Annotated in this window: 20 protein-coding genes; 5 read left to right on the top strand and 15 right to left on the bottom strand. The window is 62.5% G+C overall.

All coding sequences use genetic code 11. The features are described from left to right. Positions 1 to 15: 15 nt before the first annotated feature. The 8 genes from KJQ12_RS02965 to pdhA form a co-directional block, all read right to left on the bottom strand. Positions 16 to 1,503 carry a glutamate synthase subunit beta gene (locus KJQ12_RS02965; protein ID WP_213483421.1) on the bottom strand — a complete coding sequence of 496 codons (1,488 nt, stop codon included), beginning with the start codon at positions 1,501 to 1,503 and terminating at the stop codon, positions 16 to 18. Between the two features lie 175 nt (positions 1,504 to 1,678). Then, positions 1,679 to 2,176, bottom strand: coding sequence for a dihydrofolate reductase (locus tag KJQ12_RS02960; RefSeq protein ID WP_213483420.1), 498 nt, complete (start codon positions 2,174 to 2,176; stop codon positions 1,679 to 1,681). A gap of 39 nt (positions 2,177 to 2,215) precedes the next feature. Further along, positions 2,216 to 3,178 carry a thymidylate synthase gene (locus KJQ12_RS02955; RefSeq protein ID WP_213483419.1) on the bottom strand — a complete coding sequence of 321 codons (963 nt, stop codon included), beginning with the start codon at positions 3,176 to 3,178 and terminating at the stop codon, positions 2,216 to 2,218. An 82-nt stretch (positions 3,179 to 3,260) separates the two neighbouring features. Further along, the gene (locus KJQ12_RS02950) at positions 3,261 to 3,752 is read right to left on the bottom strand and encodes an acyl-CoA thioesterase (RefSeq protein ID WP_015254598.1); all 492 of its coding nucleotides are present in this window, start codon (positions 3,750 to 3,752) and stop codon (positions 3,261 to 3,263) included. 88 nt (positions 3,753 to 3,840) lie between these two features. Then, the gene (lpdA, locus tag KJQ12_RS02945) at positions 3,841 to 5,256 is read right to left on the bottom strand and encodes a dihydrolipoyl dehydrogenase (protein WP_213483418.1); all 1,416 of its coding nucleotides are present in this window, start codon (positions 5,254 to 5,256) and stop codon (positions 3,841 to 3,843) included. A 3-nt stretch (positions 5,257 to 5,259) separates the two neighbouring features. Next, positions 5,260 to 6,561 (bottom strand): dihydrolipoamide acetyltransferase family protein, encoded by a 1,302-nt coding sequence (locus tag KJQ12_RS02940; protein ID WP_213483417.1) that lies wholly within the window; start codon positions 6,559 to 6,561, stop codon positions 5,260 to 5,262. Between the two features lie 18 nt (positions 6,562 to 6,579). Further along, positions 6,580 to 7,557: an alpha-ketoacid dehydrogenase subunit beta gene (locus KJQ12_RS02935; RefSeq protein WP_213483416.1), complete on the bottom strand. Its 978-nt coding sequence runs from the start codon at positions 7,555 to 7,557 to the stop codon at positions 6,580 to 6,582. A 20-nt stretch (positions 7,558 to 7,577) separates the two neighbouring features. Further along, positions 7,578 to 8,645, bottom strand: coding sequence for a pyruvate dehydrogenase (acetyl-transferring) E1 component subunit alpha (pdhA, locus tag KJQ12_RS02930; protein WP_213483415.1), 1,068 nt, complete (start codon positions 8,643 to 8,645; stop codon positions 7,578 to 7,580). A 295-nt stretch (positions 8,646 to 8,940) separates the two neighbouring features. Between pdhA and KJQ12_RS02925 the strand changes: the two genes are divergently transcribed. Beyond that, the gene (locus KJQ12_RS02925; protein WP_213483414.1) at positions 8,941 to 9,672 is read left to right on the top strand and encodes an alpha/beta hydrolase; all 732 of its coding nucleotides are present in this window, start codon (positions 8,941 to 8,943) and stop codon (positions 9,670 to 9,672) included. Positions 9,673 to 9,724: 52 nt separating this feature from the next. Here KJQ12_RS02925 and KJQ12_RS02920 read toward each other — a convergent pair whose 3' ends face one another. Beyond that, positions 9,725 to 10,186: a low molecular weight protein-tyrosine-phosphatase gene (locus KJQ12_RS02920; RefSeq protein WP_213483413.1), complete on the bottom strand. Its 462-nt coding sequence runs from the start codon at positions 10,184 to 10,186 to the stop codon at positions 9,725 to 9,727. After that, the gene (locus KJQ12_RS02915; RefSeq protein ID WP_213483412.1) at positions 10,183 to 10,884 is read right to left on the bottom strand and encodes a trimeric intracellular cation channel family protein; all 702 of its coding nucleotides are present in this window, start codon (positions 10,882 to 10,884) and stop codon (positions 10,183 to 10,185) included. Before KJQ12_RS02915 ends, KJQ12_RS02920 begins: the two co-directional genes overlap by 4 nt. Positions 10,885 to 11,105: 221 nt before the next feature. Between KJQ12_RS02915 and KJQ12_RS02910 the strand changes: the two genes are divergently transcribed. From KJQ12_RS02910 to KJQ12_RS02900, 3 genes are read left to right on the top strand one after another with little or no spacing between them, the layout of a single operon-like run. Next, positions 11,106 to 11,756 carry a thiamine diphosphokinase gene (locus KJQ12_RS02910; protein ID WP_213483411.1) on the top strand — a complete coding sequence of 217 codons (651 nt, stop codon included), beginning with the start codon at positions 11,106 to 11,108 and terminating at the stop codon, positions 11,754 to 11,756. A gap of 31 nt (positions 11,757 to 11,787) precedes the next feature. Continuing rightward, positions 11,788 to 12,270, top strand: coding sequence for a PH domain-containing protein (locus KJQ12_RS02905; protein ID WP_213483410.1), 483 nt, complete (start codon positions 11,788 to 11,790; stop codon positions 12,268 to 12,270). Next, positions 12,257 to 13,813: a PH domain-containing protein gene (locus KJQ12_RS02900; protein ID WP_213483409.1), complete on the top strand. Its 1,557-nt coding sequence runs from the start codon at positions 12,257 to 12,259 to the stop codon at positions 13,811 to 13,813. Before KJQ12_RS02905 ends, KJQ12_RS02900 begins: the two co-directional genes overlap by 14 nt. Here KJQ12_RS02900 and KJQ12_RS02895 read toward each other — a convergent pair. Genes KJQ12_RS02895 through KJQ12_RS02885 form a run of 3 tightly spaced genes read right to left on the bottom strand, consistent with a single transcriptional unit; the run spans position 13,747 to position 15,945 of the window. Further along, positions 13,747 to 14,535: an MBL fold metallo-hydrolase gene (locus KJQ12_RS02895; protein ID WP_015254609.1), complete on the bottom strand. Its 789-nt coding sequence runs from the start codon at positions 14,533 to 14,535 to the stop codon at positions 13,747 to 13,749. The genes KJQ12_RS02900 and KJQ12_RS02895 overlap by 67 nt on opposite strands. Positions 14,536 to 14,567: 32 nt before the next feature. Then, a complete protein-coding gene (locus tag KJQ12_RS02890; protein ID WP_213483408.1) occupies positions 14,568 to 15,236 on the bottom strand; it encodes a GNAT family N-acetyltransferase in 669 nt (222 codons plus the stop codon). A 49-nt stretch (positions 15,237 to 15,285) separates the two neighbouring features. Next, the gene (locus KJQ12_RS02885; protein ID WP_213483407.1) at positions 15,286 to 15,945 is read right to left on the bottom strand and encodes a GNAT family N-acetyltransferase; all 660 of its coding nucleotides are present in this window, start codon (positions 15,943 to 15,945) and stop codon (positions 15,286 to 15,288) included. 186 nt (positions 15,946 to 16,131) lie between these two features. Between KJQ12_RS02885 and KJQ12_RS02880 the strand changes: the two genes are divergently transcribed. Beyond that, positions 16,132 to 16,626, top strand: coding sequence for a C40 family peptidase (locus KJQ12_RS02880; RefSeq protein WP_213483474.1), 495 nt, complete (start codon positions 16,132 to 16,134; stop codon positions 16,624 to 16,626). Between the two features lie 111 nt (positions 16,627 to 16,737). Here the strand turns inward: KJQ12_RS02880 and KJQ12_RS02875 are convergent, their stop codons facing one another. Together KJQ12_RS02875 and KJQ12_RS02870 are read right to left on the bottom strand one after the other, a co-directional pair. Continuing rightward, positions 16,738 to 18,093, bottom strand: a complete 1,356-nt coding sequence (locus KJQ12_RS02875) for a sensor histidine kinase (protein ID WP_213483406.1) — start codon at positions 18,091 to 18,093, stop codon at positions 16,738 to 16,740. Then, positions 18,090 to 18,788, bottom strand: coding sequence for a response regulator transcription factor (locus KJQ12_RS02870; RefSeq protein ID WP_213483405.1), 699 nt, complete (start codon positions 18,786 to 18,788; stop codon positions 18,090 to 18,092). Before KJQ12_RS02870 ends, KJQ12_RS02875 begins: the two co-directional genes overlap by 4 nt. Between the last annotated feature and the right edge of the window lie 53 nt (positions 18,789 to 18,841).

The raw sequence follows: 18,841 nt of genomic DNA, 5'->3' as shown, positions 1-18,841 counted from the left end.
GTCATGCGCCGCGCATCACGGCAGCTGCGTCGACCCCATCAGATAGCGGTCCACTTCGCGCGCCGCCTCGCGGCCTTCGTTGATCGCCCACACGACCAGGCTCTGGCCGCGGCGCATGTCGCCGGCGGCGAACACCTTCTCGATGTTCGTGCGGTACTTGCCGTATTCCGCCTTTACGTTCGAGCGGCGGTCCGTCTCCAGCCCGAGCTGCTCGATCAGCGTCCGCTCCGGCCCTTCGAAGCCGACCGCGATCAACACGAGATCGGCCTTCCACACCCGCTCGGTGCCGGGAATTTCCTTGTAGATCTTGCGCCCCGTCTCGTCGACGATCCGCTCGATCCCGACCGTGTGCAGCTCCTTCACATGGCCGTTCTCATCGCCGACGAACTTCTTCGTCAGCACCGAGAACGCCCGCGGATCTTCGCCGAACAGCGCCTTCGCTTCCTCGTGCGCGTAATCGAGCGTATAGACGTTCGGAAATTGCGGCCACGGATTCGCAACCGGGTCCCGCGACAGCGGCGCCCGGGCATGGGTGCCGAACTGCGTAACCGAGCGGCAGCCGTGGCGCAGCGCCGTTGCGACGCAGTCCGTGCCGGTATCGCCGCCGCCGATGACGATGACGTCCTTATCCTTCGCGTCGATATAATTGCCGTCCTTCAGACCGCTGTCCAGGAAGCTTTTGATCGTCGCGTTCAGGAAATCCATCGCCATGTGGATGCCCTTCAGTTGCCGCCCTTCGATGTCGATGTCGCGCGCCTTCGTCGCGCCGCCGCACAGGACGACGGCGTCGTATTCCTCGACCAGTTTCTGCGCCGGAATATCGCGGCCGATCTCCGTGTTCGTGATGAACTCAATGCCTTCCGCTTTGAGCAGATTGACGCGGCGTTCGACGATCGACTTGTCGAGCTTCATCGTCGGAATGCCGTAGGTGAGCAGCCCGCCGATCCGGTCGGCCCGCTCGTACACCGTCACATCGTGTCCGGCCTTGTTCAGCTGCGCAGCCGCGGCGAGTCCGGCCGGACCCGACCCGACGACCGCCACGCGCTTGCCGGTCCGCTTCTGCGGCGGCTGCGGCACAATCCAGCCTTCCTCGAAGCCCCGGTCGACGATCGCCTGCTCGATCGTCTTGATCGCAACCGGCTCGCCGATCAACCCGACCGTGCAAGAGCCTTCGCACGGCGCCGGGCAGACCCGGCCCGTGAACTCGGGAAAATTGTTCGTCTTGTGCAGCCGGTCAAGCGCCTCGCGCCACAGTCCGCGGTACACGAGGTTGTTCCATTCCGGAATGAGGTTGTGCAGCGGACAGCCGGATACGCCGCCGGCCAGTTCGATGCCGGTATGGCAGTAGGGCGTGCCGCAATCCATGCAGCGCGCGCCCTGCGTGCGCAGCTGCTCCTCGTCCATGTGAAGGTGAAATTCATACCAGTCGCGGACCCGCTCGAGCGGATCGCGGTCTCTCGGAATTTCGCGTTTGTATTCCATGAATCCGGTCGGCGTGGACATCGGTATTCCCCTTTCCAGCGGCCCCGCCATCGGTCTTGTCCGACCGAACGCGGTCTGGCCGCGCTTCGCGGCAGTTCTCGATAATCCTAATCGTACCATCCCGCGGCGCCGATCATAATGGATTATCCGCACAACTATTTGCACTTCATGACGAAGGCCGGGAAAAGGGGATGGGTTATTCGCCAACCGGTTTGCGCACGTAAGTGTTGAATCGGAACGAATAGACGTGGCGCTCGTCCGCCGGGTGGTGTTCACTTTCCACAAGCACCCATTCGGCCGGATTCCATTCCGGGAACCGGGCGTCGCCCTCCACTTCCGCATCGACTTCCGTCAGCAGCATCCGGTCGGCATGGGGCAGAAACCAGCGGTACACTTCCGCCCCGCCCGCCACCATCAGTTCCCCGTCTCCGTAACGCGACAGCGCCTCTTCCACCGAATGGACGACTTCGCAGCCGTCCGGCCGGTAATCCGCCTGACGCGTCAGCACGACGTTCAGACGGTTTTTCAAAGGTCCGCCCGGCAGCGACTCGAACGTCCGTCTTCCCATCAAGACGGTGCGGCCGAGCGTCGACCGCATGAAAAATTTCAAGTCATCCGGCAGCCTCCACGGCAGCCCGTTGTCCCGTCCGATGACGCGGTTGCGCGCCATGGCGGCGATCAGCGTAATCGTCATGTCAACCTCCGGCAGCAATCTGCATAAACCAACCGTTTCTCACACGGCGACGGGCGCCTTGATCGCGGGATGCGGGTCGTAACCTTCGACGGCGATGTCGTCCATCTCGTAGTCGAAGACCGACTTCACATCCGGATTCAGACGGAGCGTCGGCAGCGGCCGCGGATCGCGGGACAGCTGCGTCCGCACCTGTTCGATATGGTTGAGATAGATGTGCGCGTCGCCGATCGTATGGACGAATTCGCCGGCCGTAAGGCCGCATTCCCGGGCGATCATGTGCGTCAGCAGCGCGTAGCTCGCGATGTTGAACGGCACGCCCAGAAACAAGTCGCCGCTCCGCTGGTAGAGCTGGCACGACAGCCGCCCGTTTGCGACCCAGAACTGGAACAGGACGTGGCACGGCGGCAGCGCCGCCCGTTCCGGCACCGCGTCTTCCGGCGACCAGGCCGTCACGATCAGCCGGCGCGAATCGGGATTGCGCTTGATCTCGTCAATGACATTGCGCAGCTGATCGATCGTCTCGCCGCGCGACGTCTCCCAGCGGCGCCACTGCTTCCCGTAGACATTGCCCAGCTCGCCGTATTTCGCGGCGAACTCGTCGTCTTCGAGGATGCGGCGCTTGAAAATCGCTTCCTGCTCCTCGTACAGCTTCGCGAACGCCGGGTCTTGCTGCGCGCGCAGCCCGAAATTCGTCATGTCGGGACCGTCGTATTCCGGGCTTTCCACCCAGCGCTTGAACGCCCACTCGTTCCAGATGTTGTTGTTGTGCTGCAGCAGATAGCGGATATTCGTGTCGCCGCGGATGAACCAGAGCAGCTCATTGGCCACCAGCCGGAATGCCACCCTCTTGGTCGTCAGCAGCGGAAATCCTTCCCCGAGATCAAAACGCATCTGGCAGCCGAACACCGACAGCGTTCCCGTCCCCGTCCGGTCTTCCTTGCGCACGCCGTTCTTCATTACGTGATCCAACAGATCAAGATATGCTCTCTCGTTCTTGCTCATTGCTCGCCCTCCGCCATGACTATTGATATCCCTATTGTACCATGTTTCGGACGGGGCCGGTTGAAATGTTGCGGAACGCCGGCTATTTTCCGCTCCTTCTCCGCCTGCGCTCCTGCCGCTGCGCATGCCGCTCTTCCGCGGACTCGTGCAGCCGGCGTTCCTCCTCCGTCTCGGGGTAGACCTCCGGGACGGGCGCCGGCCTGCCGTCTTCCCCGAGCGCCACGCCGGTGAGGAACGCCGTGACGGTCGTCTGCCGCTCGCCGGTATACGGCTGTTCGGAGTCGACCTTCACATAGATTTCCATCGACGACCGGAACGTCCGGGTGACGAACGCCTCGAGCTGGATCACTTCGCCGAGCCGGATCGGCTTCAGGAAGTCCATGCTGTCGCTCGACGCGGTGACGACCGGCTTGCGCGCATGCCGCATTCCGGCAATCGCCGCCGTCTTGTCGATGTATTCCATCAGCTTGCCGCCGAACATCGTGCCGTGATGATTCGTGTCCTGCGGGAAGACGAGCTGTGTCATGATCGTTCGGGACGCGCCGCATGGCTTGCGGTCTTGCGCACTTTCCATCGGGCTCTCTCCTTTCTCTGCCAAAAAACAAAAGGAGGAACCGCCGACTGCGGCAGTCCTCCCCCATGTTCTCGATTATGGCTCTCCGTCAACGGACGATCGCGTGGATCGGATGGCCGAGCGCCACTTCGGCCGCTTCCATGACCATCTCGCCGAGCGTCGGATGCGCGTGGATCGTCAAGGCCACATCTTCCAGCGTGGCGCCCATCTCGATCGCCAGGCCCATCTCGGCGATCAGGTTGGACGCTTCATGGCCGGCAACCTGCGCGCCGAGCAGCAGGCCCGTTTCCGCGTCCGCGACAAGCTTCACGAAGCCTTCGGCGGCGCCGAGCGACACGGCGCGGCCGTTCGCGCCGTACGAGAAGCGGCCGACCTTCGTCTTGTAGCCTTGCGCCTTCGCTTCGGCGTCGGTCAGGCCGACGCTCGCGCATTCCGGATCGGAGAAGCAGACCGCCGGAATGCAGCGGTAGTCCACTTTGCTCGGCAGGCCGGCGATCGCTTCGGCCGCGACCTTCGCCTCGTACGTCGCCTTGTGCGCAAGCGCCGGACCCGGCACGATATCGCCGATCGCGTAGATGTGCGGAATGTTGGTGCGGCATTGATCGTCGACTTCGACGAGGCCGCGGTCCGTCAGCTTGATGCCGATCAGATCGAGACCGAGCTCGCCGTCGGTGTTCGGACGGCGTCCGACCGTAACCAGCAGGTAGTCGGCCGTCACTTTCTTCTCTTCGCCGCCGACCGTGAACGTCACCGTCACATCCTTGTCGGTCTGTTCGGCCGACTGCGCCTGCGCGCCGGTGTAGACGTCGACGTTCGACGACGCCAGTTTCTTCGCCACAAGCCGCGACATTTCCGGATCGAAGCCGGGCAGGATCGTGTCCGCGCCTTCGATGACCGTTACCTTCGTACCGAACTTCGCATACATTTGGCCGAGTTCGATGCCGATGTAGCCGCCGCCGATGACGACCAGGCTTTGCGGCCGCTCCGGCAGCGACAGCGCCTCGGTCGACGACAGGATGCGGCCGCCGAACGGGAATGCCTTCAGCTCGATCGGCCGGGAGCCGGTCGCGATGATGCAATGTTTGAACCGGTAGCGCGGCGATTCCTGCTCATTGAACACGCGTGCTTCGTGCTCGTTGATGAACATGACTTCGCCGCTGAAGAACTGCACTTTGTTCCCCTTGAGCAGCGCGTTGACGCCGCCGGTCATTTTGGACACGACACTATTCTTGTGCTCCTGCACCTTCGCCCAGTTGACGGACGGTTCGCCGGCCTCAATGCCGAACTGAGCCGCGTGCTTGACCGCTTCATACTGATGCGCGGCCGAAATGAGCGCCTTCGACGGAATGCAGCCGACGTTCAGACATACGCCGCCAACATACTGCTTGTCGACGCACAGGACGGAGAACCCGAGCTGCGCGGCGCGGATGGCGGCTGCATAGCCGCCAGGGCCGGCGCCGATGACGAGCACGTCGATATCGAGGGATGCGTCGCCCACGACCATCGGTTACACCTCCATGACCAGCAGTTCCGGATCGCCGAGGAGCTGCTTGATGTAGTTCAGGAAATTTTGCGCCGTGGCGCCGTCGATCAGCCGGTGGTCGAAGCTGAGCGAGAGTGCGAGCACCGGCGCGGCGACAATCTCCCCGCCGCGGACGATCGGTTTCTCCGCGATGCGGCCCGTGCCGAGAATCGCCACTTCCGGATAGTTGATGACCGGCGTGAAGAACATGCCGCCCGCCGAGCCGATGTTCGTGATCGTCATCGTGCTGCCGCGCAGCTCATGCGGCGCGAGCTTGCCTTCGCGGCCGCGCGCCGCCAGGTCGCGGATCTCGTCCGCGATCATCCAGATGCTCTTCCGGTCGGCGTCCGCGACGACCGGCACGATCAGGCCGGCATCCGTATCCGTCGCGATGCCGATGTTGTAGTACTTCTTGTAGACGATCTCCTGCGTCTCTTCGTCGAGCGACGCATTCATGATCGGATACTCGCGCAGCGCGGCGACGAGCGCCTTCACGATGAATGGCAGATACGTCAGCTTGACGCCCTTCTTCTCCGCGAGCGGCTTCGCCTTCGCGCGCAGTTCGACGAGCTTCGTCACGTCGACTTCGTCCATCAGCGTCACGTGCGGCGCGGTATAGACCGACTTCACCATCGCGTTCGCGATCGCCTTGCGGATGCCTTTCAGCGGCACGCGCTCCTCGACGCGCGATCCCGCCGGTACTGCCGCCGCTGCTGTCGGTGCGGCCTGAGCCGCCTCCGCAGCCGGAGCTGCCGGCGCCGCACCGCCCGCCGCCGCGCGGTCTACGTCTTCGCGCGTAATGCGGCCGTTCTTGCCCGTGCCGGTTACCTGCGTCAGATCGACGCCTTTCTCGCGCGCGTATTTGCGTACGCCCGGCGTCGCGAGCACCAGGCCGCCCGCCTTGGGCGCTTCGGCCGCAGCGGGTGCCGCGGGTGCCGGTGCCGTCGGCGCGCTTGCCCCCGGCGTTGCCGCCGAAGCTTCCGGGGCCGGCGCCTGCGAACCTTGCGCTTCGCCTCCGGCGGACGGCGCTTGTTCCGGCACGTCGCCTTCGGCTTCAATGACGGCGACGACTTCGCCGACATGGCAGACCTGCCCGTCCTTGACGAGCACTTCCAGCACGGTGCCGTTCACCGGGCACGGCACTTCGACGATCGCCTTGTCGTTCTGCACTTCCATGATGATGTCGTCATCGGTGACTTTGTCGCCGGGCTTGATGTTGATTTTGATAATCTCGCCTTCGTGCAGTCCTTCGCCCAGCTCCGGGAACCGGTATTCGAATCTTGCCACTGGCCTTATCCTCCTCGATTAGAACTCCAGCACTTTGCGGACCGCTTTCGCGATGCGCGCCGGCGTCGGAAGCCAGATGTCCTCGATCTGCGCGAACGGATAGACCGTATCCGGTCCCGCCACGCGGAGCACGGGCGCTTCCAGGTGAAGAATCGCCAGCTCGTTGATCCGTGCGATAATTTCGGCAGCGGCGCCGGCCGATTTCTGCGCTTCCTGGACGACGATCGCCCGATTCGTCTTCTTGATCGATTCCACGATCGTGTCCGTATCCAGCGGAACAAGCGTCCGCAGGTCGATGACTTCGGCCGAAACGCCTTCCTTCGCCAGTTCGTCAGCCGCCTTCAGCGCCGTGTGCACCATCAGGCCGTAGGCGATGATCGTCACGTCCTTGCCCTCGCGGACGACGTTCGCCTTGCCGAGCTCGATCGTATATTCGCCTTCCGGCACTTCCTGGCGGAACGCATGGTACAGATTGAGGTGTTCCATGAAGAAGACCGGATCGTTGTCGCGGATCGCCGAGATCAGAAGGCCTTTCGCGTCATACGGGTTGGACGGCACAACGACCTTGATGCCCGGCGTCTGCAGCGCCAGACCTTCCAGCGCGTCGGTGTGCAGCTCCGCCGCCTTGACCCCGCCGCCCCACGGCGTGCGGAAGACGATCGGCGCGTTGTACCGGCCGCCGGAACGGTAGCGCATGCGCGCCGCCTGCACGAACATCTGGTCCATCGCTTCAAAAATGAATCCGATAAACTGAATCTCCGCGATCGGCCGGAAACCTTGCACGCCGAGGCCTACCGCCATGCCGGCGATGGCCGACTCGGCGAGCGGCGTGTCGAACACCCGGTCTTCTCCGAACTCGGCCTGCAGCCCTTCGGTCGCCCGGAATACGCCGCCGACCTTGCCGACGTCTTCCCCGAACACCAGCACGTTCGGATCACGTTTCAGCTCCGTGCGGATGGCGTCGCGGATCGCTTCTTTCATATTCATTTGCGCCATGGTCGCTGGTTCCTCCCCGTTTACTCGAAATCGGCTTTCTGTTCCTCAAGATGCTTCGGCGTCGTCTCGAACATCGAATCGATCAGGCCGGCGACCGTCATTTTCTCGACCGACTCCGCCTTCTTGATCTGTTCGTTCACGACCTGCTTCGCCTCTTCCTTGACGCGCGCGGTTTCCTCTTCGGACCAGAGGCCCTTCTTCTCGAGATACCGGCCGAACCGGATGAGCGGGTCTTTCTCCGCCCACTCGCCTTCTTCGTCTTTCGTGCGGTATTTCGTCGCGTCGTCGGCCATCGAGTGCGGACGGTAGCGGTACGTCAACAGCTCGAGCAGCGTCGCGCCTTCCCCGTTGCGAGCCCGTTCCGCCGCTTCGCGGACGGCGTGGATCACGGCGAACACGTCCATGCCGTCAACCTGAACGCCGCGGATGCCGGCCGCGACCGCCTTGTGCGCGATCGACAGCGCCGCCGTCTGCTTCTCGAAAGGCGTCGTGATCGCATACCGGTTGTTCTGCACGATGAACAGGGCCGGCAGGTTGAACGCGCCCGCGAAGTTCAGCGCTTCGTAGAAATCGCCTTCCGACGATCCGCCGTCGCCCGTGTACGCGACGGCGACGCGCTTCTCGCCGCGCTTCTTGAACGCCATCGCGACGCCGACGGCATGCAGCACCTGCGCGCCGATGATGATCTGCGGCATGAGCACATGCACGTCTTCCGGAATCTGACCCCCGTGCTGATGGCCGCGGGAGTACAGGAACGCCTGGTACAGCGGCAGTCCGTGCCAGACGAGCTGCGGCATGTCGCGGTAACCCGGACAGATGAAATCGTCGCGGTTCAGCGCATACTCACTGCCGACCATGGACGCTTCCTGGCCGGATACCGGCGCGTAGAATCCGAGCCTTCCCTGACGGCCCAGGTTGACCGCCCGCTCGTCCCAGGTGCGCGTGAACACCATGCGGTACATGATCTCGCGAAGCTGATCATCCGTCAGTTCCGGCACAAGATCCGGCTGGAGGATTTCACCTTCGGGCGACAGGATGGAGAGCGGCGTGACCGGCTCCGTCTGCACTTCGTACGGCAGCTTGCTCATCGTATCGTTCACCTCATCGATGAATTGAAATCCGCAAGGACTCTGTTATAGAATCATTATAATACTGTTTCTATGCGAAGGTCAAAAACAAAAACGAGCTAAACCTTTATTTATCGACATTTATTTTATTTTTCATACGGTTTTGTTTATAAAACAGCATCCAAATTTCATTAGTACAGAATAATACAATCCGATCCGGCGGCAAGGATGCCGACCGCTGCCTGCTTCTTTTGTTTGCCCACCGCCCATCCAATCCATTCAGCCGCCCGCTGAAAGCAAAGGAGCCTGATCAGCCATGAGCGAACCGCACGTGAAACGAATCGTAAAAAAGGAATCCGTGCCCAGCCGTCTGCTTCCGGCCGGATCGCGGGATGTGCGCATCAGTCTGCCGCCCGGCTTCAACGAGCTGACGGAATATCCGGTCGTCTACTGCCAGGACGGCGAAGATTTCTTCAACTTCGGACGGATCGCGACGATCGCTTCCTCCCTGATCGCCGAAGGCGAGATCGAGCCGGTTCTCGTCGTCGGCGTCGACGTCGACAAATCGGTGCGCACGCGGGAGTATGCGGCGGATGGCGATCTGCACGAAGGGTACACCGCGTTTTTCGCCGAAGAGCTCGTTCCGTTCATCGCCGCCCGATACCCTGTCAGAACCGAGCCGGATTACGTGCTGCTCGCGGGCTGTTCGCTGGGCGGCGCCGTCTCGCTTCAGCTGGCGCTTGCGTTTCCGCGGAGATTCGTGAACGTCATGTCGCTGTCCGGCGCGTTCTATCCGTCGTCGCAGGCGGCCATTGCCGCAGCCGGCGACCTGTCGCATCTCAACATTTTCATGACGGTCGGCCTGCAGGAAACGGCGTTCAAGACGGACCGGGGCGTATTCGATTTCGTCGCCATGAACCGAACAGCGAGGAAGCTGCTGGAAGAGCGCGGCGCACGCGTCGAATATGCCGAACGGGACGGCGAACATCTGTGGGGATACTGGCAGAAAGATGTGCCCGACGGTCTCAAGTGGTTCGCGGGATTGTGAGAAAACAAGCAAGCTCCGGGCGCCTCGCGGCGCTGCCGGAGCTTCTTGCCTTTCATTCCATTTCCTTGCGGATGCGGCGCAGCAGTTCTTCGCATCCTTCTTCCACAAGCGCGTACACTTCTTCGAAGTTCCCCGTGTAATAGGGATCGGGAACGTCCGGAGAGCGCGCGTCCCGTACCAGTTCCATGAACGTCAAGATGCGTGCGCTGCCTCTTCCGAACCGCTCCACGTCCCGCCTGTTGCTCGTATCCATGCAGACGATGTAATCGAACGCGTCCAGATCGCGCTTCGTGAATTGCCGCGCCCGGATGCCTTCCCAGGATATTCCCCGTCGGTCCAGCGCTTCCCGGGTTCCGGCGTGCGGCGGTTTGCCGATGTGCCAGTCGCCCGTGCCGGCCGAATCGACGGTGATGCGGCCCGACAGCCCTTCCCGCTCGATCAGATGCCGCATGACCGCTTCGGCCATCGGCGAGCGGCAAATGTTGCCGAGACAGACGAACAAGATGCGGATCATGATGGATCGGCTCCTTCCGATTCGGTTTGCTTCCGGTTCCCTTCTCCGCCCGGAACCGGCCGTACGGCGTGGACGGATTCCGCGAAAGCGTGGCGCAGCGAGCGGCGCGGCAGCCGCCATTTGTAGTGCGCGGACAGCATGCGGCACGCGACGACCGCGGTGAACAGCATCAAATACTCGCCTGTGCTGTCCGCCCATCCAAGGCCGATGACGAGGCCGGCGGCCATCGCCCATACGGCATAGATCTCTTCCCGCAGGACGAGCGGCTTGCGGCCCGCGAGCAGATCACGGATCATGCCGCCGCCGATGCCGGTCAGCATGGCCGCTACGACGACGGCCGGCAGCGCGTGGCTCTGCTGCGTTGCGTAGAGCGCGCCTTGGACGGCGAACGCTGACAGCCCGATGGCGTCGAAAAACGTTTCGCTTCGCCGCCAATGCCGGATCCAGGCGACCGGCAGCACGAAAACGACCGCGATCGCGATGATCGCCGCCGTAAGCAGCGGTTTCTGGCTCCACAGCGTCGTCACCGGCACGCCGATCAGCAGGTTGCGGACAATCCCTCCGCCGAAGGCCGTCACGAGGCCGAGCACGAACACGCCGAGCACGTCGTACTCTTCCTCCATCGCCACGACCGCGCCGCTCACCGCGAACGCGACGGTTCCGACCATGCTCAAAATATCGAAGACATGCCATTCCATCGTATATGGATTCCTCCGGCCGCGCCTCACGGCGCTGCTTTGTCGATCAACCCTCACCCTATTATAGGCGGCGTGCGGTCGAACGCAATAGTATCTTGCATGATGTTGTCCTTTTTTTAGGGTAAGATTCGGCAAAGGTTCTGGGGACGGGTATGGCCTGCGGCGCTGCGCACGGTTATACTTGGCAGGGAGACGTTGCATTTACGGAGGGATATGGCGCAATGGCTGACGCGAAGCGCATCGTCATTTTCGCCGGAGGCAATCTCGGGAAAGATTCGATTCGGCTCATCCGCCCCGGCGATCTGCTGATCGGCGCGGACAGCGGAGCGGCCAGGTTGATCGAGCTCGGATTTGTACCGGATCTGGCCATCGGCGACTTCGATTCGGTCTCGCCGGATGAGCTTGCGACGATCCGCCGGATAAGCCGCCGGACGGAAATCGTCGATCCGGTGGACAAAGACTACACCGATACCGAGCTTGCTTTCAACCGCGCGCTCGAACTTGAACCCGGGGAAATCGTCATTGCCGGCGCGCTCGGCACGCGCTTCGATCATTCGCTCGCGAACGTCCATCTGCTCGCGGCCGCTCATCGGCGCGGCGTCCGGGCCGTCGTCACGGACGATCGCAATGAAATCCGTCTTGCCGCCGGAGGCGAGCGGCTGACGTTTCGCCGCACGGATCATCCGGCCGTGTCGCTCTTGCCGCTGACGCCGGTCGTAACGGGCATCACGCTCGAAGGATTCCGCTACCCGCTGAACGGCGCGCGGCTCGAGATCGGCCAGTCGCTCGGCATCAGCAACGTGCTGGAAGCCGATGAAGGCGCCGTGACGGTCGGCGAAGGCTTGCTGCTCGTCATCTTGAGCCGGGATTGAAATAACGTGCATCGTGAGAGGTGAGCAATCGTTGCATTATCCCCTGCCCGATGAAAAAATCGACGATGCCGCCCTCCGCGTCTGGCGGACGACCGGCTGGATCTCCGCCGCGGTGTACGCGGTCATCGTCGGTATCGTGCTGTGGCTGACGCTCCGCTTCGACTGGCCGGCATGGATTGTCAGCCTGCTCGCCGTCCTCGCCGCGGCCGCCGCGGCGGTTGAAATCGCCGTCGTGCCGAAAGTCCGGATGGCACGGATCCGCTATGCGATCCGGGAAGACGAAATCGATCTGCTCCACGGTATCATCGTCCGCAAGCGGACGCTCATCCCGATGGTCAAAATTCAGCATGTCGACACGAAGCAAGGCCCGATTCTGCGCCGGTACGGCCTGTTGACCGTCACGTTCTCGACCGCCGCCGGCAAGCACGAAATTCCGGCGCTCGGCGCGGCGCGGGCCGAAGAAGTCCAGTCCAGAATCGCGAAGCTCGCGAGGATCACCGATGAAGAACTCTAGCATGCCCAGGCGGCAGCACCCGATCTCCGTCCTGTTCTTCATCATGAAGATCGTCAAGGATATGATCTATCCGCTCGCCGCATTCATCCTGTCCACGACGCTCAGGGAAGACGTGCATCCGCTGTGGCTCTGGGGCGGCATCGCGCTGTTCTCCGCCGTTGCCATCGCGCTGGGCGCGCTGTCCTGGCTCCGCTACGTCTACCGGTTGGAGCCGAACGCGATGCACGTCGAGTACGGCTTGATCATCCGGAAAAAATTGTCCATCCCGCGCGACCGCGTCCAGTCGGTGGACATGTCGGCCGGCATTGTGCAGCGGCTCTTCGGCGTGCAGAAGCTGGTGATTGAAACCGCGGGCAGCCGCAAGCCGGAAGTCGTGCTGAGCGCGGTGTCGAAAGCCGAAGCCGACCGGATCCGCACCGCCATGGTGAAAGATGCGTCGGACGCCGCAGTAACGGGCGCCGGCAGCGGCGCGCACGACGACGGGCAGGGCCCGAGCGGCGCTTCAGCCGGCTCGGCGGACGGATCTGCCGCAGCCCGGCCGCTCTATCGGGTGCCGACGGGCCGCATTCTGCTGTACAGCGCGACATCCGGACGGATCTTCCTGTCGCTGGCCATCATCGCGGCGCTGTACTCGCAGTTCGATGACTGGGTCCGGAATCTCGGCCTGTTCGATCCGGACGCATGGGAAGCCGTGATGCCGTCCGACGCCAGAGGCTGGGCGTGGTTTGCGGCGGCGGCATGCGCCGTTATCTGGCTGCTCGGTACGGCGGTCATCACGGTGAAGGAATACGGCTTCACGATCGAACGCCAGGGCGGAAAGCTGCTCATCCGCCGCGGGCTGCTCGAACGCAAACAGTTCTCCGTCGCGCTCGAGCGGATCCAGGCGGTGCAGGTGACGCAGAACACGCTGCGCCGCATGTTCGGCTGCGCCAGCGTCAACCTGGTCACCTTTGCGTCCATCAAGAACGACGGGCAGATCCATTCCCTGCTCTGCCCGCTTGTTCCGGTGCGCGATATTCCCGAACTGCTGGCCGCATTCGTTCCGGAGGCCGTCTGGCCGGAAGACTTCGAACGGCCCGGCCGGGAAGCGCTGACCGGCTACATCGCCTTCCCCCTGGCGGTTGCCGCCGCAGCCGCCGTCCCGGGACTGATCTGGATCCCGGGCGGGTACGGCTGGACGGCCCTGGCGCTGCCCGCCGCCGCCCTCCTGCACGGCGTGCTGCGCTTCCGGCATGCGGGCTGGCGTCTGAGCAATGACGGCATCGTCGTCCGGAGCGGCGGTTTCGGCGTTCAAGTGGCGTTCATCCCGCGCCGGCGCATCCAATGGCTCCGGACGAAGGTGTCGCCCTTGCAGGCGCGGCGCAAGCTTGCGACGCTGCAGGTCGTCACCGCTTCGAGCAGTTATGCCGCCGCCTGGCTGATCCGCCACATTCCGCAAGCGAAGGCGGCGGAACTGATCGAACGGCTGCGCGGACGTCAGCCGTCGCCGAGTCTGATCCTGAGCCCCGTCTCCGCGAACCGGACCGATTCCGGCAGTTCGTAACGGCGCGTCAGGTCGATGTCGTGCGACAGATGCGTGAACACCGCCGCGCGGGGCTTGAGCTCGCGCAGCAGCTCCAGCGCTTCGACCACGTCGTGGACGGACCGTCTTTCGTACGGGATCGTCTCGTGCCAGAAGCTCGTCCCCAGCACGAGCAGATCAAGCCCCGCCAGCGGGGCTTTTTCCGCCTCGCTGAGTCCGATCGCGTCCGGGCAATACGCCCAGGACCATCCGGTCTCCGCATGATCGAACCGGTAGGCGTGCGCATACCCGTTGTGGCCGTGGTTGACGCGCCAGGCGCGCACGTTCCATCCGCCGAGGCGGAAGCCGCCGTCCGCGGGACGGAACTCGATTGTCCGGCTCAACCACGGAAACCGCGCCGTCACTTCGGCGATCGTCACCTCCGGCGCATACGCGACTCCCCGCCGCTCCTGCCAACGGCACGCATCCGCCCACTCCGGCAGCCCGCCGATATGGTCGTAATGTCCGTGCGTCAGCAGCATCCGCTCCGCGAAGCGCAAGCCGGCCGTCTCCATCATCCGTCCCCAATCGGGCCCGCAGTCGATCATGATGTGCCCGGCTTCCGGATCGTCGATCAGCACCGCGGAGCGGAATCTCCGGTTCACGCCGGTCGCGCGCGCTTCCGTGCAGACGGCGCAGTCGCAGTAAACGCGCGGCACCCCCATCGCATCGCCCGTCCCGAGGAAGCGCAGCGTTGCCGTCATACGTCTCCCATCCTTTCCCGTCCGATCGATCGTCAGAGCGGCAGCAGATCAACCGCTGCGCGCTTCCAGAGGCCGTCCATCATCGCGTACCAGCTGTCGGGACGGTTCGGCAATGCGGCATAGTAGCGCTCGAGATATGCCGCGACGAGCGACGCGGGCAGGAATGTCGTCCGTTCGTCGGCCGGCATGAAGCAGAGATCGAGACCGGTGACGGCGTTCCCCTCATGGTCCCAGGACGGATGCACATAATCGAGATCGAGTTTGCGGTAACCGAGATGGGACAGCACTTCGCGCCGCACGTACGGGTGCATCGGCGTCAGTTCGGAACCCGCAGTGTCCGCTTTCCGCGGATCGTAAATTTCGGCGAACATCCCGAGCGGCGACGTGCGGGATTCGGCCGCCAGCCGCTCCAGATGCTTCCGCCGGTTCTCGGCGAGGAAGCGGCCGATGCCGAGCCCCTCCCGGCCGATTGCCGTGAAATCGGTCACGGCCACGCGCATGTCCGCATAATAGCGGTACTCCGTCGCCCCGACGACTTCACCGTCGTGGACGGCGGCGTAGACGTAAATGCCTTCGTCACGAAGCGGCTCTTCCCACAATTCGAACGCCAGCACTTCCTCCTTCGGAAAAATGCGGCCCAGAAGCTCGTGCATCGACTTGAACAGCGGGTCCCGGATCGACGTCAGTCGCACATATTCCATTTGCATTCTCTCCTTAGACGTTTCAGTATGTACAAGCTCCGCTCCCGGTTCACCGGAACGGGTTGCGCCACTCCATCAGCGCCGCGCAGTTGCACGATTCTTCGTCCTCCAGGTAGCCGGCCGCCACGCCGACCGGCACCCGGCCGCAGCGGAGCAGAAAGCCGACGACCGGATCATGCAGCTCTCCGGCCACGACTTTGGCCAAATACTCCTCGGCCGTCATCCGGTCCTTCACCTTGTGATAGCCGGGCATCCGTCCGCCCCCGAGCAGCCGTCGCTTGCCGAGATGGACGACCGTCTCGTACATCGTCGACATGAGCCACTTGCCGATGCCGGCTTTCCGGTATGCGGGGATGACGCAGATGTCGACGACGTACAGCGTCTCCCCTGACGGATCGTGATTGCGGATATAGCCGCCGTCCGTCGCCGCTTCCCACGTATGCGCGCCTTCCAGCTGCTCGTCGCGGACAAGCAGTCCCGTCATCGAACCGACGAGCCGGCCTTCCGCTTCCGCGCACAGCGCCCCTTCGGGAAACCGCGTGACATGCTCGCGCAATTGTTCCTTGTTCCACCACAGTTCCTCCGGGAACGGCGGCGGAAAGCTTTCGCGCTGAATATCGATGAGCGCGTCGAAGTCCTTCTCTCCGTATCGCCGGATCGTCACCCGGACGGGTTTTCCGTCCAAATAGACATACAATTCCTTGCGCACCCGATTTCCTCCTCTCCAATATGAGAATTTTTTAATCGATTTTTCATGATTTTGCTGCAACCTTTGCGGGAACGGCACTTCCGTTCACCGAGGAATCATTTAGGAAATGGCGGATCTGGTAATGTAATAGCTGCACAGGTTGCATTGGGCGGCCGAACGCCCGAAAACGAAAGGAGCTGCAGCATGATGAAACAACTGCGCAACACGATGAAACGGCTCTTGGGTCTGGCACTCGCCACCGCAATCGGATTTACCGCGCTCGGATTCGCCGGAGCCGGCCAGGCCGACGCGCTGTCGAAATCGACGGCGGACAAGCTGGTAAGCTATGCGGACAATTACCTCGGGACGCCGTACAAGTTCGGCGCAAGCACGAGCACGACCAAATATTTCGACTGTTCGTCCTTCACGAAACACGTATTCAAGAAATTCGGATACAATCTGCCCCGCACGGCCAAGGAACAGGCGAAGGTGGGCAAGTACGTCTCCAAATCGAATCTGAAGAAAGGCGATCTCGTCTTCTTCAAGGTGCCGAGCCGCGGCAATATCATCGGGCACGTCGGCATCTACGTCGGCAACGGCAAAATGATTCATACCTACGGTGCGGGCGGCGTCAAGTTCTCGAGCATCAACACGACTTACTGGAAGAAAAATTACGCGACCGCACGCCGACTCGGCGCATGACGCCATTCCCGCAACCCGCATTTCTGCTTCTTTGAAACGGACCGGAGCCTCTCCGGTCTGTTCGTCTTGCAAAACGGCGAGACTGCCCGCAGAGGCGGCGCCAGCCGTTTTTTATTTCTTCGGGAACTGCAGCGCGATCGTCGTGCCGACGCCGACTTTGCTGAACACGTCGATCGTTCCTTCGTGCAGGTCGACGATCCGCTTGGCGATGGACAGGCCGAGGCCGAAACCGCCCGTCTCGCGCTGGCGCGCGCCGTCCACCCGGTAGAACCGGTCGAACAGGTTCGGAATCTCTTCCTCCGGAATGCCGATGCCCTTGTCCGAGACGAGTACCCGGATCATGTTGCGCGACTGGCTCACGGTAATGTCGATGGCGTCCTTGCTGTATTTGATCGCGTTGTCAATGAGGATGACCATCAGCTGGCTGATTTTGTCCCGGTCGCCCTTCATCGGAATGCCGGACTCATCGTACGCGTGCACCCGGATGATCCGGTTGAACGTCTTGTGCAGCATGGACGCGATCTCATCGATGAGCTGCACGAGATCGAATTCGTCTTCTCTCGCCCACACTTCCTGTTCCGCTTCGGTGAGCGTAAGCATCGACTTGATGAGATTCTGCATCCGTTCCGATTCCTTCGCGATCGCCTCGATCGCCTCGTCGCGGATCGCCGAGTCTTCCCTTCCCCAGCGCTTCAGCATGCCCGCGTAGCTGCTGATGACCGTCAGCGGCGTCTTCAGTTCGTGCGAAGCGTCTGCGACGAACTGGCGCTGCCCGTCCATCCGCCGATCCAGCCGCTCGATCATCTGGTTGAACGCCCGGATGAGCTGCTGCAGCTCGGCGGACTCTTCCTTGTCCTTCAGCTCGATCGGCCGCAGCTTGCCGCTCCGCTCGATCTCGCGCATCGTCTGCACCATCGTCTGGATCGGCGCCGTCAGCCGGAGCGTGAACCAGTACGTGCCGAAAATGGCGAACAGCACCGCGCCGAGGCTGGTCACGGTGAGCGCGCCGACGAGCACCTGAAGGTAACGGTCGAGCGACGTCAGCTTGCGCAGCACTTCCACCGTCCCGATAATTTCGTATTCGCGCAGCAGCGGAACTTTCATGTACATGACGCGCATGCCGCGGATCGACGTCAAGCCTGACTGGTGAGTGGCGGAGAACGTCGTCTCCCGCTCGAGCAAATCTTCGTCGGTGCCGATCTGGTTGACGAGATTGCCGCCGCGGTCGATGATCCGGATCACTTCGTTGACGTTGTAGAAATCGGCCAGAAGCGCCGGATCCTTGAGCGGACGTTCCGGTTCGGAACGGATATGTTCGATGATCAGGTTCACCTTGTTCGCGATGAGCTGCTCTTCGCTGCCGGTCGAAATCCGGATGACGAAGAAGTAGACGAAAATGTTGAACAGAATGAGGATGAAGATGAACCAGAAGATGGTGAAAAGCGTAAATCGCTTGCGCAGCGTCATGCTTCCGGTTCCTTCAGCATGTAGCCGACCCCGCGGATCGTATGGATCAGCTTCGTCCGGAATCCGCGGTCGATCTTCTGCCGCAAATATCGGATGTAAACGTCGACAAGGTTCGTCTCGCCGACGAAATCATAGCCCCACACATCGGACAAAATTTGCTCCCGCGTCTTCTCCTGGTTCTTGTGCTCGGCCAGATAGACGAGCAGATCGAACTCGCGCGGCGTAAGCTCCACCGCAATCTCCTTGCGGTACACCTTGCGGGTGCGCAGCTCGATCGTCAGATCGGCGGCTTTCAGCACGTCGCCTTTCTCGCCTTCCGCCTGGTTCTGCTGGAAAATGCGCAGCAGATTGCGGACGCGCGCGAGCAGTTCTTCCATCGCGAACGGTTTCGTAATATAGTCGTTGGCCCCGGTCTCGAACCCGCTCACCTTGTCGGGCACGGTGTCGCGGGCCGTCAGCAGCACGACCGGAATCTGGCTGCCGCTGCTGCGGATGCGCCGCAGCACTTCGATGCCGTTCAGACCGGGCAGCATGACATCGAGGAGCACGAGATCCCATTCCCCGGAAAGCGCCATTTCAAGTCCTTTGCGTCCGTCCTCGGCGCGTCCGACGGTATATCCTTCATGTTCCAGCTCCAATTGCAAAATACGCGCGATCGATGTCTCGTCTTCAATGACCAGCAGACGTTCGTTCACACAGATCCTCCTTCCGGCTGATTCCGCATCCGTTGCTTCATGTATCGTCATAT

The organism is Thermobacillus xylanilyticus (assembly GCF_907165215.1).
In the GTDB taxonomy this organism is placed as follows: Bacteria; Bacillota; Bacilli; order Paenibacillales; family Paenibacillaceae; genus Thermobacillus; species Thermobacillus xylanilyticus.
This window is presented reverse-complemented; position numbering and strand designations above follow the sequence as displayed.

Excerpts from the sequence above, each read along its gene's own strand:
- KJQ12_RS02925 (WP_213483414.1), top strand. The coding sequence starts at position 8,941 with ATGAGCGAACCGCACGTGAAACGAATCGTAAAAAAGGAATCCGTGCCC.
- KJQ12_RS02935 (WP_213483416.1), bottom strand. The coding sequence starts at position 7,557 with ATGGCGCAAATGAATATGAAAGAAGCGATCCGCGACGCCATCCGCACG.
- KJQ12_RS02910 (WP_213483411.1), top strand. The coding sequence starts at position 11,106 with ATGGCTGACGCGAAGCGCATCGTCATTTTCGCCGGAGGCAATCTCGGG.
- KJQ12_RS02950 (WP_015254598.1), bottom strand. The coding sequence starts at position 3,752 with ATGGAAAGTGCGCAAGACCGCAAGCCATGCGGCGCGTCCCGAACGATC.
- KJQ12_RS02890 (WP_213483408.1), bottom strand. The coding sequence starts at position 15,236 with ATGGAATATGTGCGACTGACGTCGATCCGGGACCCGCTGTTCAAGTCG.
- KJQ12_RS02895 (WP_015254609.1), bottom strand. The coding sequence starts at position 14,535 with ATGACGGCAACGCTGCGCTTCCTCGGGACGGGCGATGCGATGGGGGTG.
- KJQ12_RS02965 (WP_213483421.1), bottom strand. The coding sequence starts at position 1,503 with ATGTCCACGCCGACCGGATTCATGGAATACAAACGCGAAATTCCGAGA.
- KJQ12_RS02920 (WP_213483413.1), bottom strand. The coding sequence starts at position 10,186 with ATGATCCGCATCTTGTTCGTCTGTCTCGGCAACATTTGCCGCTCGCCG.
- KJQ12_RS02900 (WP_213483409.1), top strand. The coding sequence starts at position 12,257 with ATGAAGAACTCTAGCATGCCCAGGCGGCAGCACCCGATCTCCGTCCTG.
- KJQ12_RS02880 (WP_213483474.1), top strand. The coding sequence starts at position 16,132 with ATGAAACAACTGCGCAACACGATGAAACGGCTCTTGGGTCTGGCACTC.
- KJQ12_RS02915 (WP_213483412.1), bottom strand. The coding sequence starts at position 10,884 with ATGGAATGGCATGTCTTCGATATTTTGAGCATGGTCGGAACCGTCGCG.
- KJQ12_RS02875 (WP_213483406.1), bottom strand. The coding sequence starts at position 18,093 with ATGACGCTGCGCAAGCGATTTACGCTTTTCACCATCTTCTGGTTCATC.
- pdhA (WP_213483415.1), bottom strand. The coding sequence starts at position 8,645 with ATGAGCAAGCTGCCGTACGAAGTGCAGACGGAGCCGGTCACGCCGCTC.
- KJQ12_RS02960 (WP_213483420.1), bottom strand. The coding sequence starts at position 2,176 with ATGACGATTACGCTGATCGCCGCCATGGCGCGCAACCGCGTCATCGGA.
- KJQ12_RS02955 (WP_213483419.1), bottom strand. The coding sequence starts at position 3,178 with ATGAGCAAGAACGAGAGAGCATATCTTGATCTGTTGGATCACGTAATG.
- lpdA (WP_213483418.1), bottom strand. The coding sequence starts at position 5,256 with ATGGTCGTGGGCGACGCATCCCTCGATATCGACGTGCTCGTCATCGGC.